Raw genomic sequence first — 16,014 nt, forward strand, 5'->3', positions numbered from 1 at the left:
GCCGGTGAAAGTGTGTCCTCACAAAACTCAGGTCAGGCACGCCTGGTCGTGTACGACAGTTGTCGGTTCAGCCGCGCGCGACCGCTCGTCCGGCGGCGCGGCCGGAGAAGATGCAACCGCCGAGGAATGTTCCCTCGAGCGCGTTGTATCCGTGCACGCCACCGCCGCCGAATCCGGCGACCTCGCCCGCGGCGTACAGTCCGTCGAAGACCGAACCATCTGGTCGCATCACGGCCGACTCGAGGTTGGTCTCCAGACCGCCCAACGTCTTTCGCGTCAGGATGTTCAGTCGCACCCCGATCAGCGGCCCGTGTTCAGGGTCGAGGATCTTGTGGGGCTTGGCCACGCGCACGATCTTGTCGCCGAGGAACTGGCGAGCGTTGGTGATCGCCATCAGCTGCGCGTCCTTGGAGAATTTGTTGTCGATCTCGTTGTCGCGGGCGGAGATCACGCGCTCGACATGCTGCAGATCGAGCTTGGGGCCGCGAGTGATCTCGTTCATGCCTGCGACGAGTTCTGCGAGATTGTCGGCGACGACGAAGTCGCTGCCGTTCTTCAGAAAGGCCTCGACAGGACCGGGCGCGCCCTTCGCGAAACGACTCTTCGCGGCGAACTTCAGGTCTTTGTCCGTGATGTCGGGGTTCTGCTCCGAACCCGACAGCGCGAACTCCTTCTCGACGATCGACTGCGTCAGGATGAACCACGAGTAGTCGTGGCCGGTCGCGAGGATCTCGCGCATCGTCGAATTGGTGTCGAAGCCGGGGAAGTTCGGCGGCTTGAGTCGATTGCCGTTGGCGTCGAGCCAGAGCGACGACGGCCCGGGAATGATGCGGATGGCATGGTCGGGCCAGATGGGATCCCAGTTGTGGATGCCCTCGGTGTAGTGCCACATGCGGTCGCGATTGACGAGGCTTGCGCCCGCCTCCTCGGCGATGCCGAGCATGCGGCCGTCGACGTAGGCGGGGACGCCGGAGATCATCGTCTTCGGTGCGGGCCCGAGACGTTCCGTCGGCCAGTTCTTGCGAATCAGTTCGTGGTTGTGGCCGATGCCGCCGGTCGTCACGATGACCGCACCGCCGCGGATCTCGAAGTCGCTGATCTCGTCTCGGTTCGACGCCTCGCCGCGCCCGGCGGCCGTCGGAGCGAGCTTTGACCCGCGCACACCGACAGCGGTGCCGTCTTCGACGACTATCTCGTCGACGCGATGTCGGAAGCGGAACTCGACGAGTCCGCGACGCTCGGCGTCGAGCACGGGCTCGGCGAAGATCCGGACCACCTCGGGTCCGGTGCCCCAGGTCAGGTGGAAGCGGGGCACCGAATTGCCGTGGCCGTCGGCGAAACCGCCGCCGCGTTCGGCCCAGCCGACGACCGGCGTGATGCGCAGGCCGAGGTCATGCAGGTACTGACGCTTCTCGGTGGCTGCGAAGTCGACGTAGGCACGAGCCCACTGTCGAGGCCAGTAGTCCTCGTCGTCGCGGTCGAAGCCCGCAGAACCCATCCAGTCCTGAAGGGCGAGTTCCGCTGAATCGTGGATGCCGAGTCGACGCTGCTCGGGAGTGTCGACGAGGAAGAGTCCGCCCAGCGACCAGAACGCCTGCCCACCGAGGTTGTTGCGGTTCTCCTGGTCGACGACGATCACCCGACGACCCGCCTTGGTGAGTTCATAGGTCGCGACGAGTCCGGCAAGGCCGGACCCGACAACGATGGCGTCGGCTTGTCCTGCATCCACGTGCGCTGTGTTCACGAGAGCCTTCCTCGATATGTCCTGCTTGTGGGATCGACCCTATCCCCGGAGCCCTCGGTGAGGTAGCGCCGACGGGTATCGAGATGTGACGACCGACATGTGACAATTGGGCGCCCTGTGACCTAGTTGACGCAGCGCAGGTATGGACCGCGCGTGTGACGTGGGTAATGATCATCTGCGTGTCTCAACCGACGGTCAAGGGTCGATGTACCTTTTGCTGCTGCGTTATGCAGCCGTTACACTCTGTCGCGTTGGGGACCAACTCAGTCGGTATGGCCGCTGACCCCCATTTCCTGCCCGTATGAACGAGGCCCGTCCGGGTCAAGATCGTAAGGACTCTTCTCATATGTTGACTCGTGCGCGCAAGCGCCTCGTTGCCGCTGTGGGCGCCATGGCGGCGCTCGGCGGCCTGACCATGGCCGTGGCCCCGGAAGCCCACGCGGCCGGCCAGACCGAATACGTGTACTCCGCATCGATGCACAAGAACATCCCGGTTCGCATCGTCGACGGTGGTGGCGGCGGCCCCAAGCCCACCCTCTACCTGCTCGACGGTCTGCGGGCTCCCAACAACACCAGCGGTTGGCTGCAGAACAACACCGGCGCCGACCGCTTCATGGCCGGCAAGGGCACCAACCTGGTCATCCCCTTCGGCGGTGGCGGCAGCTTCTACACAGACTGGGAGCGTCCCGACCCCAAGCTGGGCGTGAACAAGTGGGAAACGTTCCTGACACGCGAACTGCCCGCGTACATGAAGAAGAACCACAACTCCGACAACCGTCGTAACGGCATCGCCGGTCTGTCGATGTCGGGAACGTCGGCGCTGAACCTCGCGTCGCGGCACCCGGGCTTCTACAAGGCGGTCGCGTCCTACAGCGGCTACCCGACCGTCACCTTCCCCGGCTTCACGCAGGGCATCCAGGCGTCGGTCGCGACCATGGGCGGCGACCCCAACAACATGTGGGGCTTCTACCCGGCAGGCCAGTGGTTCCAGAACGACCCGTTCCTGAGTGCCAACAACCTGGCCGGCGACTACGTGTACCTGTCGTCGGGCACCGGACTCGGTAGCAAGTTCGACAGCTCGATCAACCCGACGAGCGCGAACTTCAACCCGGTCAAGTTCTCGCAGATGGTTCCGCTCGAGGTTGCCGCATCGGTCAGCACGCGGCTCTACATCCCGCGCGTCGCAGCGGTCCCGGGCGTCAAGCTCACCACGCACGTGACCCCGGACGGCGACCACTGGTGGGACTACTGGCAGGAGAACTTCCGCCAGTCGTGGAACACCACCTTCCGCCCCGCGTTCTTCTGAGCCGCGGCCAGGTAGCTGAACGACTGAACAACTGAACACGACGAGGGCCGGCGATCGGATCGATCGCCGGCCCTCGTCGTGTGTGGGTGCTGCGTTGGGTGGTGCGGTGTGCGGGTGAGTGGTTTCGACTCGGCTGCTCGCTTCGCTCGCGGCCGCTCAACCAGCGGTAAAGGCGGCTCACCCAGCGGGGTGTGGCCGCTCAACCAGCGAGAGAAGTGGCCCCGGCTCAACCAGCGAGGGTGAGCCGGCCCGACCAGCGGCGAGCTAGCTGCGGCCTACTCGCCCGAGTCCTGCGTGCCGCGGCGGCGGAAGGCGCGGGCCTCGTCGAGCGCGGAGCGCGGGGTGTCGGATGAGTCGTCATCGACTGCGGGCACCTGGCGGGTCGGCTGGTCGTCGCCCTCCGGGGCGTCGGAGGCCGTGGGACCTTCGACGCGCGGGATGCGCTGAGTCGGGCGGTCCCACATGTACGCGTCGTCGTCCTCGTCGGCGTTCGCTTCCGTCCCGGTCGCACCGATCGACGTCGTCGCGGCGTCGTCCGTGTCGTCGGCCGCGGCGTGGCGGTTGCGGCCAGCGAGGCCTGCACCCGCGGCTGTTCCGGCGAGGGCGGTCGTTGTCGCGGCGCTGCTGCGGTCGGACTCGCGTTTGTCGAAGAAGCCCGGTTCGTCGTCGTAGACGTCGGGGTTCTCGAGGTTCTTGTCGGCGCTGTTACGTGTCCGCCAGATGATCAGAAGCCATGCGAGAAGTAGCAGTGCTCCGACGATGCCGAGGATGAGCGGCAACCAGAATCCGCCGAGCTTGAGCAGATTCATGTAGTGGCCAGCGCGATCGGCCTGCGCGTTGACGGTGCCGTCCGCCCACTGGAACGTGGCCTTCAGGGCGTCGAGCTTGAAATCGCGGACCGGTGCGGGCGTTCCGTCGCTCTGGTCGGGCGACTTGAAGTACTGGCGCTGGTCCTCGCGGCCGTTGACGATGGTGCCGGTCTCGGGCTCGACGAAGACGTGGCGCGTCGCCGATGCGTAGCGGTGCATCGTGATCTTGTCGTCGGGCTTCACGCCGCGCCCGGTGATTCCCCACCACTTCGCGGGCATCGTGAGCATCGTGCCCAGCGCGGCCTCACCCTGTGCGTTGGGCAGCGACGAGAGGTCGGTCTCGGGAACCTCGGAGACGAACTCGTAGGTCTTGACCCCGTTGAAGGTCTTCTCGCCGACGTACTTGGCAGGCTGATCCTGGCGGGTGTTGAGGTCGTAGTACAGGTACGACCGCTTCTTGACGTTGAAGCCGAACTTGTACTGGAACCCCTTACGGTCGGGCAACTGGACCGACACGTCCTTGACGTTCACGCCCTCCGGTGCGGCCTCGAGCTGCAGAGCGCTGACGGTGCCGTTGGGCACCGATGTCTTGCGGTTGACCGAAACCCTGTCGATGGTTGCGGTGAGCAGGCCGTCGTCGCATTTCAGGTCGCCGTCGGCGCGCGGGGCCGGTGGGTCCGTCTCCTTGCCGTCGGCGTCGCGGATGCGGTCGATCTGGACGGTTTGCGCCGACTGCAGAGTGGCCTGTCGCTTGTCCGAAGGCTCGATGATCACGCTTCGACGCTGCTGCGTCAGGTGTGCGTCAAGCGTGCGGGCCTTGGGCTGTGAGACCGAGCAGCGATCGAAGATGACCGCCGGGAATCGTTCGCCGGCCGATCCGTCGGCAGGAACCGTCGAGGCAACAGACGTGATATCGAGATCGAGTGGCACCACCCGCAACTGAGGCACCAGGAACGCCGGGATGGCGATCGCCGCGGTGATGCAAGCAACCCCGAGGAATGCCAGCAGCGCCAGCCAAACTCGTCTCATTCTCGACTCCTGTGCGGTTCGGCCTGGCCCGTCGTGTCGACGAGCAGGCCACGGTCAACGCTCTCACCCTAATGGTCGGCCAACGGGAATCAGCCCATGCCGGTGCGATCGGCACGCCTGTCCCGTTCGGCTTCTTTCATGATTCCGGCCATGTAGCCGTAGATCTCCGCGTCCGACATCGCCTTCCAGCGCGGTGCCAGCAGCTTCATGTACTTCTCGACGTAGAGCAGTTGCTTTCCGACGAGCACCAACTCGCGCGGCAACCGGGCGTCGTGTGCCCGTGCGACCGCCGCGAGTTGTCGCCCGAGGTCGGTGTAGCTCATGTCGCCGAGATCCGTGGTCGACAGCGGTGTGGTGATCTTGCGGATGTCAGCCCCACCCTGCGTCGTCGAACCGGGGTTACGCACAGCTCCCAGCAGGAAGATGGCGCGACCCGCCGATTCGTAGTCGTTGCGGACGATGAGGTCGACGACGAGCTGACGCAGGATGCGTCGGGTGCGTGGTGTGAAGCGTCCGACGATGCCGAAGTCGAGCAGCACCAGCCGACCGTCTGCGTCGACGAGGACGTTGCCCGCGTGGAGGTCGCCGTGGAACAAGCCGCCGTGGAACGCCGACTCGAGCAGCGACAGCAACAGGTTTCGGCACAGCGCGACCCCATCATGCCCGGCGGCGCGCACAGCGGCGACGTCGTCGATGCGGGTGGCGTAGATGCGTTCCATCGTCATGACGCGCGCGGTGGTCAGGTCGTCGTAGACGTGGGGAACGCGGACGCGATCGCCGAACTGTCCCGGTTTGAGACATTCGTACCATTCGCGCATGGCGTCGGCCTCATTGCGGAAATCGAGCTCGGCGTCGAGACCGTCGGCAAAATCCTCGACGACGTGTCGCGCCGACAACATCCGGCCGTACTCCGAGATCTCGGCGAGGCTCGCGAGTCGTTCGAGGATCGCGACGTCGGGTGCGAGGCGCTCGGCGATTCCGGGACGTTGGATTTTGACGACGACCTCGTCGCCGTTGTGCAGCCTCGCGGTGTGGACCTGGGCGATGGATGCCGATGCGATCGGCTCGGGGTCGAACTCGGCGAAGACGTCCTCGGGGGCGCGGCCGATCTCGTCGATGAAGACCTGTCGGATCTCACCGGGGTCGGCGGGCGGCACGCTGTCGAGGAGCGACTCGAACTCGGACGCCAACGTCTCGGTGAAAACACCGGGACTCGACGCGATGAGTTGTCCGAGCTTTACGTAGGTGGGGCCGAGATGCTCGAAGGTCGCGCGCACCTGCGCCGCTGCGCGCTTCCCGCTCGGTGCGCGCAGATGCACTGCGTCGAATGCGGTGTCAAGGAGGAATCTGCCGACGCCCAGCGTTGCGTGGGCGGTGGTCACACCGAGGCGCGTGACCTCGGCGATCGGCGACGCCGGGCGTAGACGCGCGTGGCGACCGTCGTCAACTGTGCTGTCCATATTCCCCCCCTGCTCGTCGTGCTTGCGGGTTCCCGCGTCGCGCCCAGTGTAGGAGGTCGGTGTCGGGAATCGGACAAGGCGTACGAACGGCCCAGGTGTCGGGTCGCGCCTCAGCCGTGCTCGGGCTCCCCTGAAACGCGGTGGTCGGCGTGGTTGAGAGCCTCGGCGATGACCCTGCCGACGTGCCCGTCGCGTAGACGATAGATGATTCGACGCCCCTCGCGTCTGGTGTCGACGAGCCCGGTGAAGCGCAGTTTTGCCAGATGCTGACTGACCGCAGTCCGCGACGCTCCGACGGCCTCGGTCAGAGCCGTGACGTCACGCTCCTCGTCGCGCAACAGCCACAGGATGTGCAGCCGAGTGGGGTCGGACAGCATGGTGAAGAGCGCTGTTGCGGTACCGAGGAGCTCGGGGTCGGGGCTGACCCGGTGCTCGAGGCTCGGGGCAGGGGTGGCTGCCTGTTTCATCGGCGGTGATCACCGTTCGTCGGCGGTTGCGGTTGCTCGGTTCATCGTAAGTGAGATCCGCGGGTGGATTCGTAGGTTCGCCGGTCGTGTGTTCGCTGTTCGGGTGGCAGTCGCTGGTCGCCAGCTGTACGCGGCGCCGACAAGTCCGAGCAGCGCGAGCGCCGACAGTGCGAGTGCACACACCACTTGCCCGCTGGTCGAGGCGCCGAGACCGGCGAGTGGATAGGTCACCAGGAACGCGGCATGCGAGAGCGAGAACTGGGCGGTGAACACCTCGTCCCGGTCGGCGTCGGTGCTGTGATCGCGCAGCACACGTGCGGTGCCGGTCGAGATGATCGACGTCGCGGCACCAAGCACTGCCCAGAGTGCGAGCAATGTGATGTACGACGACGCGCCCAACCAGACAGCCATCGCCCCGACGCCGATCACGCAGGCGAGGGCGCAGGCCAGCATCGGCCGCGAGGTTCCCGCGCATCGGAAGATCGTCGGGCCGAGGAGCGCGGCGGCGATCGACCCCGCGCCGAACACGGCGAGCGCCACCGCGACCGCCGTCGCGGAACCTCCGAGGTCGGCGCGGACGAAGACCACTGTCCCAACCATGACAAGCGCTGTGGCCGCTGCGACGACGACGTTGATCCACAACACCCCGCGAAACGAACCGCGCGCCAGCATGATCCGACAACCCGCGAGGGTTCGCCTGGCGAAGCTCTCGGCGGTGGAGGTGGGCCTTTCTTTGATGCTGCGGCGGCACGAGATGACGAGGACGGCGGACGCGGCGAAGCCGAGCGCGGTGCCGACGAACAAAGTCGAGTACGACACGACGGTCAGCAGCGCCGCTGCGATCAGCGGGCTGCCGACGGATTCGAGGTCGTAGGCGATCCGCGATGCCGCGACGGCCGACGAATAGTCGTCCCGGTCGTCGACCACACGCGCAACGGTTGCCGAGAAGGTCGGCGTGAAGGTCGCCGATGCGGTCTGCAAAGCGAACACCAGGAGATAGATCTGCCAGACGTGGCCGACCCATGGCAGACAGCAGGCTATTGCGACACGTACGACGTCTGCGCCGACGAGCACTCGCGAGGCCGGTAGGGCGGTGACGAGCGCGCGCATCACCGGGGCCATCACGACGTACGCGACCATCTTCACCGCGAGTGCCGTGCCAAGAACCCGACCGGCGTCGGGGCCCACGAGGTCGTAGGCGAGCAGACCCAACGCAACGGTGAGCAGGCCGGTGCCCAGCAGCGACACCACCTGCGCGCCGTAGAGCCGACGGAAAGTCGGATAGCTGAATGCCCGCACGGGGCGATATTAGCTATATGTGCGCATCTGCGCACATATATTCGTGCGATATATACCCTAGGGGGGTATAAAGAGGATATGGAAACGCACGGGCACGCGGCCAAGGGCGCAGAACCAGGTAGCGACGAACACATGGGCCACGAGCACATGGACCACGGCGGCATGGACCACGGGGATATGGCGCACGGGCACATGGACCACGTCGCGATGTTCCGACGGTTGTTCTGGATCATGTGCGTGATCGCGATCCCGGTCGTTGTGGCTTCGCCGATGTTTGGGTCGATCGTCGGCTACACCGTCCCCGACAACGCGGTGCGCCTGATCTCGCCGGTGCTCGGCACGGTCATGTACCTCTGGGGCGGACGGCCGTTCCTGACCGGTGCCGTGAGCGAACTACGTTCGCGCACACCCGGAATGATGACCCTCATCGCGCTGGCGATCACGGTCGCATTCGTCGCGTCGTGGGGTGCGTCGCTTCACCTGCTCCCTCACGATCTCGACTTCTGGTGGGAGCTGGCACTTCTCATCGTCATCATGCTGCTCGGGCACTGGATAGAGATGCGCTCGATCGCGCAGACCACGTCGGCACTCGATTCGCTCGCATCACTGATGCCGGACGAAGCCGAGCGCGTCGTCGGCGATCCAGGTGGTGGGCAGACCGAGACGGTCGCCCCGGCCGACCTCGTCGAGGGCGACGTGGTGATCGTGCGTCCAGGGGGCAGGGTGCCCGCGGACGGTGTAATCATCGACGGCACAGCAGAACTCGACGAGTCGATGATCACCGGAGAGTCTGATCTCGTCACCCGCAAGGTCGGCGACAAGGTGGTCGCAGGAACGGTCACCGCAGACTCGGCGATCACGGTGAGGGTCAGAGCTGTCGGCGACGACACGACGCTCGCGGGCATCCAGCGCCTTGTCGCGCAGGCGCAGAATTCGACGTCGCGTGCGCAACGACTCGCCGATCGTGCTGCGGGCTGGCTCTTTTGGTTCGCGCTTGGCGCCGCGGCGCTGACCGCCATCATCTGGACGGCGATCGGACAACCCGAGGACGCAGTCATCCGCACGATCACGGTGCTGGTCATCGCGTGCCCGCACGCACTCGGACTCGCGATACCGCTGGTGGTCTCGATCGCCACCGAACGTGCCGCCCGGATGGGTGTGCTCGTCACCAATCGGATCGCGCTCGAAACCCTTCGGCAAATCGACGTCGTCTGCTTCGACAAGACCGGAACGCTTACCCGTGGACGGCCCGAGGTGACCGATATCGTTGCGCGCGAGGGGTATTCGAAGGAGGAGCTTCTCGGTCTCGCAGCGTCGGCCGAAATGCACAGCGAGCACCCGCTCGCCCACGCCATCGTGCGTGCCGCGCAGGACGAGGGTGTGCGCACCGCGTCGTCGAAGGATTTCAGTACGCACGCCGCAACGGGTGTGCGCGCTGTCGTCGACGGTCGGCAGGTGTCCGTCGGAGGTCCGAGGCTCGTCGAAAATGTGTCTGTCCCAGATGATCTCGCCTCGGCTGCACGGGATGTTCGGGGAAACACGGTGCTGTACATCATGATCGATGACGAGGTAGTCGGCGTGATCGCACTCGCCGACGAGCCGCGTCCCGAATCGGCCCAGGCGGTCGCCGAACTCCGTGACCGCGGCATCGAGTCGGTGATGATCACCGGCGATGCCCGAGACGTCGCCGACCGGGTGGCCAAGGCGGTGGGCATCACCGAGGTACACGCGCAGGTGCGGCCGGAAGACAAGGAGCAGATCGTCTCCGAACTGCAGAAGCAGGGCCACACCGTGGCTTTCGTGGGTGACGGCGTCAACGACGCCCCAGCCCTCGCGCGCGCCGACGTCGGTATCGCAATCGGCGCGGGTACCGATGTGGCGATCGGGTCGGCCGGCGTCGTGCTCGCCGGAGACGACCCGCGGACCGTCGTGTCGGCGATCGAACTCTCACGCAAGGCGTACCGCAAGATGAAGCAGAACCTCTGGTGGGCCGCCGGGTACAACCTCATCTCTGTGCCGCTCGCGGCGGGCATCCTCGCGCCGATCGGCTTCGTGCTCCCGATGGCGGTCGGAGCCCTGCTGATGTCGTTGTCGACGATCATCGTCGCGCTCAACGCCCAACTCCTGCGTCGAGCCGATCTACACGAACCGCGAATCTCGGCGTAGTCTTCGTGGAGGGTTTTCGACTGTGGGTCGAAAACGCTCAGGGTCGACAACATCGATTCGGCGAAGGAGCACGCACATGGGGCTCGGTCTGGCACGTGCCGATCTCGTCGTGGTCGGGGCGGGGGTCGCGGGACTCACCGCCGCACTGCACGCAGCAGAGCTCGGGCTGCGCGTGGTGATCTGCAACAAAGGTGCTGCGTACAGCCCTGAATCGCTTCAAAATGCCGGATCGCTTGAACATGCGGGACCGGTCGAACACAGCACGTCGACGTACTACGCGCAGGGCGGCGTCGCGGTGGTCGCACCCGACGATGTCGACGACAGCGTCGAATTGCACCTGCACGACACCCTGGCCGCCGGTGCAGGACTCGGCGATGCCGAGATCTCACGGGAGATCCTCGCGGACGGATGGTCTGCGGTGTCGCGCCTGCTCGGATGGGGTGCGCAGTTCGATCGCGATGCCTCGGGGAGATTCACCCGTACGCGTGAGGGCGGGCACAGCGTGCGTCGGATCATCCATTCCGGCGGCGACGCCACGGGCGCGCAGATTCAGCTGGCACTGTCGGAGGCGGTCTCCTCCGTAATTCGACGCGGCGATGTGCGCGTTCTCGACGACTGCACTGTCACCCGCGTACTCACCGTGAACGGACGCGCCGTTGGCGTCGCGTACCTCGGCGCGGACGGACCGGGAGTGGTGCATGCCCCGACGGTGTTGCTCGCGACGGGCGGCAGCGGACACCTCTTTGCCGCGACCACCAACCCGGCGGGCGCCACGGCAGACGGCCTCGCGCTCGCACTACGCGCGGGTGCCGACGTTGCCGACCTCGAGTTCGTGCAGTTCCACCCGACGATGCTGTACACGCCGGGAGCGCGAGGTCGGCGCACGCTGGTCACGGAAGCCATCCGAGGCGAGGGCGGACGTCTCGTCGACGCCGACGGAATGTCGGTGACCGAGGGCGTCCATCCGCTCGGCGACCTGGCACCGCGCGACGTCGTCGCCAACGCCGTGACGGCGGCGATGGAACGCACCGGACATCCGTGCGTGTACCTCGACATCTCGGCAATCGACGACTTCGTCACACGGTTTCCGACGGTCACCGCCGGACTGCGCGCGGCCGGCCTCGACCCAGCGGACGGGCGCATCCCGGTGGTGCCGGGCGCCCACTACCAGTGCGGTGGCGTCGTCACCGACGCGCACGGGCGCACGACGGTCGCAGGTCTACTCGCGGCAGGCGAGGTAGCCCGCACCGGGCTGCACGGCGCCAACCGGCTCGCATCCAATTCATTGCTCGAAGGGCTGGTGATGGGTGTCCGTGCTGCCGATGTCGCAGCGCTGACCAGCACCGACGTCGCCGTGGCGATCGGGTCACTCGGCGACGAGGCCGGTGTCGAGCAGGTGGTGGACCGAGATGTGCTGCAGGATGCGATGTCGCGTTTCGTCGGGTTGCGCCGCGACGCGGAGGGACTCGGGCGAGTCGCGGCGATGCTCGACGATGCGAGTCCACGCGTCCTCGCGACGCGGCGCGACGTCGAAGATGCGGCGTTGACACTTGCCGCGCGCGCCGTCGTGACGGCCGCCTTGGCGCGGACCAGCTCACGCGGGTGCCATGTGCGTACCGACGAGCAATACCCGGGTGCGGATCATCACGGGACCGGCGAACAGCGCTCGCGACCCTTCCGATTGGTCGACGGCAACATCTGCGCCGTCGGGGTAGAAGTGCCGGCGCTGACTTCCGTAGACTGACGCCGGGGAGAGGGTCGGTCGACGCACCGCACGGCCGTGATGACAGTCGATTCGACTGTGACGTGCCGGGTAATCGCGAGTAGCGTCGTCGCCACACGTAAGCAGCGCGTATTCGGGCCGATGGGAGGACCGTATGGACGGCCAGGGTTGCTGGTCAACGGTTGTGTGCTCCGCGGAGGAACGTCGCGCGCTCGGTTTGAGCGGGTCGTCGGAATGGTTGCTGCAGTGTCGGCTGGCGGCCGGACACGCGGGTAACCACGCCACGGATGCGAGTGCTCGACCGCGAAGCGACAGACGTCTCTGGCTCGAGTGGAACGACTTCGACGACCGCGCTCAATCGCTCATCGAGCGCAACCCGTGCCCGGTCCCGTCGCCCGAGGGAGCGCGCTGCGTCTTCTTCAACGGACATGGCGGACCACACTTCTATGCCCGGTCGAACGGGCATGCCCCGAGCCCTCGTCCCGGCAGCGGTGGTCCCCGGCGCGCGCCCGGTGGCGATGCCCGGGAGCCCGTCGGTACACCCGATCAGCCGCAGCGCAGCGGCCCGTCGACCGGCGATCTCCCGATCGCCGCGGGTAACGCCGGGTCGCATCGCCTCGACGATCCGCGCGGGTCGTCGCTCCGCGAGGCCCCGCCCGCACAGCATCCCGTCTCGTCACATTCGGGGTCGGGGCAGTCGGCTGCGGCACACGCCTACCGCGGTGGACGGCGGTCGACCAACGCTGAACCACCCTCGACGCCTGTCTACCAAGCCAACAGGCACCAGGCTCTCGACGTCGCTGGTCAGCGGTCCGTCGAGCAGCCCCAACCGCCGTCACCTCAACCCCCGTCACCCCAACCACCGTCACCTCGACCCCCGACGCCGCAGCGCGTCGATCCGTTGCAGGGTGGTCACCCGACATCCGGGGCGCAGGCCGATCCGGTGAGTGACGCGCTACACGAGGTTGCCGCGGCGTTGTCGAAGCTCGCCGACGCTCTCCATCACGCGCGCTCCTGAGACGTCTCTCGTCTTCCGCTCTCAGCTGTTGGCTATCCAGATACCCTAGGGGGGTACCGTTTATTGTCATTTCCTGGTATACCGGTAAGGGGTATACGAGGAGAGTGACCATGACCGTAGACGCGACACCGGACGCCGGGGCCAACACAGACGCCGAGCACAACGCACACGGGTACATCACGCGCAAGGACGACTACCTCAAGCGTCTTCGACGCATCGAGGGTCAGGCGCGTGGGCTTCAACGCATGGTCGACGACGAGGAGTACTGCATCGACATCCTCACCCAGTTGTCGGCAATGACCAAGGCGCTGCAGGCCGTTGGGCTCGGTCTGCTCGAAGAGCACATGAACCACTGCGTGGTACACGCAGCGCAGGAGAGCGACGAGGCCGGCCGAGCCAAGGTCGACGAGGCAATGGCCGCGATCGCCCGGCTCGTCAAGTCCTGATGCAGCCGGCCACTACGACGATCAACCATTACGAAAGGTAACCGAACACAATGACCACGAGCACCTACACCGTCACCGGGATGACCTGCGGGCACTGCGTCGCATCGGTTCGCGAGGAGATCGGCGAGATCCCCGGCGTGAACAATGTCGACGTGACTTTGGAGACGGGCGTCGTCGAGATCTCCAGCGATCGCGAACTTGCTCGCGACGAGGTTTCCGACGCCGTGTCCGAAGCCGGATACGAGCTGGTCTGACATGTCGACGACGTACACGACGCACGGTGAGGGGCCGGCCACCGTCGTCGACCTCGACATCACCGGCATGACGTGTGCGTCGTGTGCGAATCGTATCGAGCGCAAGCTCAACAAACTCGACGGCGTCCACGCCACGGTGAACTTCGCGACGGAAAGGGCGACGGTCGACGGCACGGCCGACGTCGACACCCTCGTCGCCACGGTTAAGGACGCCGGATACACGGCCACACCCGTGCGCCCGAAAACTGTTGGTGGGTCACCTGATTCGGGGCTGGGTGACGGGATCGAGCCCGATGGGGTCGATTCGAGTCCTGCTGCCGTCGAGTTGCGGGGATTACGTCAACGACTTGTCATCTCGGCGCTGCTGTCGATACCGGTCATCGTCCTCGCGATGGTGCCGGCGTGGCAGTTCACCAACTGGCAGTGGCTGTCGCTGACTCTTGCTGCACCCGTGATCATCTGGGGCGGCTATCCGTTCCATCTCGCCGCGTGGCGCAATCTGCGGCATGGCACTGCAACCATGGATACGCTGGTGTCGATGGGCACTCTTGCCGCCTTCGGGTGGTCTTTGTACGCCTTGTTCTTCGGTATGGCCGGAATGCCGGGCATGACACACGGATTCGAGCTACTCCCCGATCGCGGAGCGGGAGCGTCGTTCATCTACCTGGAGGCCGCAGCGGGCGTCACAACGTTCATCCTCGCCGGTCGCTACGCGGAGAAGCGTGCCAAAATCCGTGCGGGGGATGCACTTCGGGCTCTGATGAACCTCGGCGCGAAGGATGTCGTGATCCGACGTTCGGGCGGTGAGGTCAGGGTCCCGATCGCAGAGCTCGCCGTCGGAGACGAGTTCGTTGTTCGTCCCGGCGAGAAGATCGCCACCGACGGAGTGGTCGTCGAGGGTGCCTCCGCTGTCGACATGTCCATGCTCACAGGCGAATCCGTGCCCGTCGAGGTGACCGTCGACGACAACGTCGTCGGCGCGACGATCAATACGAGCGGTCGACTCGTGGTTCGTGCGACCCACGTCGGTTCCGACACCGCGCTGGCACAGATGGCCAGGATGGTCGAGGCAGCGCAGGCGGGTAAGGCACAGGTTCAACGACTCGCTGACCGGATCTCCGGCGTGTTCGTGCCCGCAGTCATGCTGATCGCCCTTGCCGCACTGATCTTCTGGTGGGTCGACGGCTCGGTGCTGACCGCGTTCACCGCAGCCGTCTCGGTTCTGATCATCGCGTGCCCCTGTGCGCTCGGACTGGCGACACCGACTGCTTTGATGGTCGGCACCGGACGTGGTGCGCAACTTGGAATCCTGTTGTCGGGTCCCGAAGTGCTCGAGAAGACTCGACGCATCGACACCGTCGTGCTGGACAAGACCGGCACCGTGACCACCGGGGAGATGCGTGTCGACGCCATACACCCTGCAGCCGGGGTCACCTCGGAAGAGGTCACCACTCTCGCCGCAGCGGTGGAGAAGGGTTCTGAACATCCGATCGGTCACGCGATCGTCGTTGCCGCTCAGGATCTTCCGGTACCCGAGGTCGATGAATTCGACGCCGCTCACGGTGTCGGTGTGTCAGGCAGGGTCGGAGCCAGCAGCTTGGCCGTCAGTGGGCCCGCGCATCTCGACGTCGAACTCGACGAAGGACTTCGCAGTGCCATCGACGATGCACAGGCCGCGGGAGCGACTCCCGTCGTCGTGCTGCGCGACGGTGCGCCCATCGGTGTCATCGTGGTGTCGGACACGGTGAAACCGGGCGCCGCCGAAGCGATTTCGCGCATGAAGAAGGCGGGACTGCGACCGGTTCTGTTGACCGGAGACAACGCAGGCGCCGCCCGGCACGTCGCCGGCATCGTCGGTATCGGCACCGTGATCTCCGATGTGCGGCCCGAGGACAAGGTCGCCGAGGTCGTCCGCCTACAGCAGGCCGGCGCGACCGTGGCGATGGTCGGCGACGGCATCAACGACGCGCCGGCCCTCGCGCAGGCCGACCTCGGCATCGCGATGGGTACCGGTACCGATGTCGCGATCGCCGCCAGCGACGTGACCGTCGTCGACGGCGACCTGAACAAGGTGCTCGACGCGATCACGTTGTCGCGCGCGACATTACGGACGATCAAGCAGAACCTCTTCTGGGCGTTCGGCTACAACGTCGCCGCGATCCCGCTCGCCGCTGCCGCGCTGCTCAATCCGATGATCGCGGGCGCCGCGATGGCGCTCTCGTCGGTGTTCGTCGTGCTGAACAGCCTTCGCCTGCGGCGGTTTACGCCGCGGCGGTGATCTCGACAAGCTCGA

12 protein-coding genes are annotated in these 16,014 nt (G+C 66.1%); 7 read left to right on the forward strand and 5 right to left on the reverse strand.

The window, feature by feature from the left end; genetic code table 11:
- Positions 1-67: 67 nt before the first annotated feature.
- Positions 68-1,744 (reverse strand): FAD-binding dehydrogenase, encoded by a 1,677-nt coding sequence (locus tag A5788_RS11290; RefSeq protein ID WP_416259141.1) that lies wholly within the window; start codon positions 1,742-1,744, stop codon positions 68-70.
- Between the two features lie 346 nt (positions 1,745-2,090).
- On the opposite strand from A5788_RS11290, the gene A5788_RS11295 reads away from it, so the two are divergent.
- The gene (locus A5788_RS11295) at positions 2,091-3,050 is read left to right on the forward strand and encodes an alpha/beta hydrolase (RefSeq protein ID WP_049699381.1); all 960 of its coding nucleotides are present in this window, start codon (positions 2,091-2,093) and stop codon (positions 3,048-3,050) included.
- Positions 3,051-3,325: 275 nt separating this feature from the next.
- Here the strand turns inward: A5788_RS11295 and A5788_RS11300 are convergent, their stop codons facing one another.
- From A5788_RS11300 to A5788_RS11315, 4 genes are all read right to left on the reverse strand, one after another.
- Positions 3,326-4,888, reverse strand: a complete 1,563-nt coding sequence (locus A5788_RS11300; protein ID WP_064864066.1) for a DUF3068 domain-containing protein — start codon at positions 4,886-4,888, stop codon at positions 3,326-3,328.
- A gap of 89 nt (positions 4,889-4,977) precedes the next feature.
- A complete protein-coding gene (locus A5788_RS11305) occupies positions 4,978-6,348 on the reverse strand; it encodes an ABC1 kinase family protein (RefSeq protein ID WP_064864068.1) in 1,371 nt (456 codons plus the stop codon).
- A gap of 110 nt (positions 6,349-6,458) precedes the next feature.
- On the reverse strand, positions 6,459-6,815 hold the full coding sequence (locus tag A5788_RS11310) for an ArsR/SmtB family transcription factor (RefSeq protein WP_049699384.1): 357 nt from the start codon (positions 6,813-6,815) through the stop codon (positions 6,459-6,461).
- 9 nt (positions 6,816-6,824) lie between these two features.
- Positions 6,825-8,114 (reverse strand): MFS transporter, encoded by a 1,290-nt coding sequence (locus tag A5788_RS11315; protein ID WP_231894138.1) that lies wholly within the window; start codon positions 8,112-8,114, stop codon positions 6,825-6,827.
- Between the two features lie 78 nt (positions 8,115-8,192).
- Between A5788_RS11315 and A5788_RS11320 the strand changes: the two genes are divergently transcribed.
- The 6 genes from A5788_RS11320 to A5788_RS11345 all read left to right on the forward strand — a co-directional run bounded on the left by A5788_RS11320 (position 8,193) and on the right by A5788_RS11345 (position 15,999).
- Entirely contained in the window at positions 8,193-10,280 is a 2,088-nt protein-coding gene (locus A5788_RS11320) for a heavy metal translocating P-type ATPase (protein WP_064864070.1), read from the forward strand.
- 76 nt (positions 10,281-10,356) lie between these two features.
- Positions 10,357-12,024, forward strand: a complete 1,668-nt coding sequence (nadB, locus tag A5788_RS11325) for an L-aspartate oxidase (protein WP_064864072.1) — start codon at positions 10,357-10,359, stop codon at positions 12,022-12,024.
- A 133-nt stretch (positions 12,025-12,157) separates the two neighbouring features.
- Positions 12,158-13,021 (forward strand): hypothetical protein, encoded by an 864-nt coding sequence (locus A5788_RS11330; RefSeq protein ID WP_064864074.1) that lies wholly within the window; start codon positions 12,158-12,160, stop codon positions 13,019-13,021.
- 110 nt (positions 13,022-13,131) lie between these two features.
- Positions 13,132-13,467 (forward strand): metal-sensitive transcriptional regulator, encoded by a 336-nt coding sequence (locus A5788_RS11335; RefSeq protein ID WP_064864076.1) that lies wholly within the window; start codon positions 13,132-13,134, stop codon positions 13,465-13,467.
- A gap of 50 nt (positions 13,468-13,517) precedes the next feature.
- Positions 13,518-13,721, forward strand: coding sequence for a heavy-metal-associated domain-containing protein (locus tag A5788_RS11340; RefSeq protein ID WP_005203212.1), 204 nt, complete (start codon positions 13,518-13,520; stop codon positions 13,719-13,721).
- Between the two features lies 1 nt (position 13,722).
- Positions 13,723-15,999 (forward strand): heavy metal translocating P-type ATPase, encoded by a 2,277-nt coding sequence (locus A5788_RS11345; RefSeq protein ID WP_064864078.1) that lies wholly within the window; start codon positions 13,723-13,725, stop codon positions 15,997-15,999.
- Positions 16,000-16,014: the final 15 nt, after the last annotated feature.

The sequence above is a fragment of the Gordonia sp. 852002-50816_SCH5313054-c genome, from assembly GCF_001665925.1.
GTDB classification, from domain to species: Bacteria; Actinomycetota; Actinomycetes; order Mycobacteriales; family Mycobacteriaceae; genus Gordonia; species Gordonia jacobaea.

Coding starts and splice junctions, on each gene's coding strand:
- A5788_RS11295 (WP_049699381.1), top strand. CDS start 2,091: ATGTTGACTCGTGCGCGCAAGCGCCTCGTTGCCGCTGTGGGCGCCATG.
- A5788_RS11300 (WP_064864066.1), bottom strand. CDS start 4,888: ATGAGACGAGTTTGGCTGGCGCTGCTGGCATTCCTCGGGGTTGCTTGC.
- A5788_RS11305 (WP_064864068.1), bottom strand. CDS start 6,348: ATGGACAGCACAGTTGACGACGGTCGCCACGCGCGTCTACGCCCGGCG.
- A5788_RS11310 (WP_049699384.1), bottom strand. CDS start 6,815: ATGAAACAGGCAGCCACCCCTGCCCCGAGCCTCGAGCACCGGGTCAGC.
- A5788_RS11320 (WP_064864070.1), top strand. CDS start 8,193: ATGGAAACGCACGGGCACGCGGCCAAGGGCGCAGAACCAGGTAGCGAC.
- nadB (WP_064864072.1), top strand. CDS start 10,357: ATGGGGCTCGGTCTGGCACGTGCCGATCTCGTCGTGGTCGGGGCGGGG.
- A5788_RS11330 (WP_064864074.1), top strand. CDS start 12,158: ATGGACGGCCAGGGTTGCTGGTCAACGGTTGTGTGCTCCGCGGAGGAA.
- A5788_RS11335 (WP_064864076.1), top strand. CDS start 13,132: ATGACCGTAGACGCGACACCGGACGCCGGGGCCAACACAGACGCCGAG.
- A5788_RS11340 (WP_005203212.1), top strand. CDS start 13,518: ATGACCACGAGCACCTACACCGTCACCGGGATGACCTGCGGGCACTGC.
- A5788_RS11345 (WP_064864078.1), top strand. CDS start 13,723: ATGTCGACGACGTACACGACGCACGGTGAGGGGCCGGCCACCGTCGTC.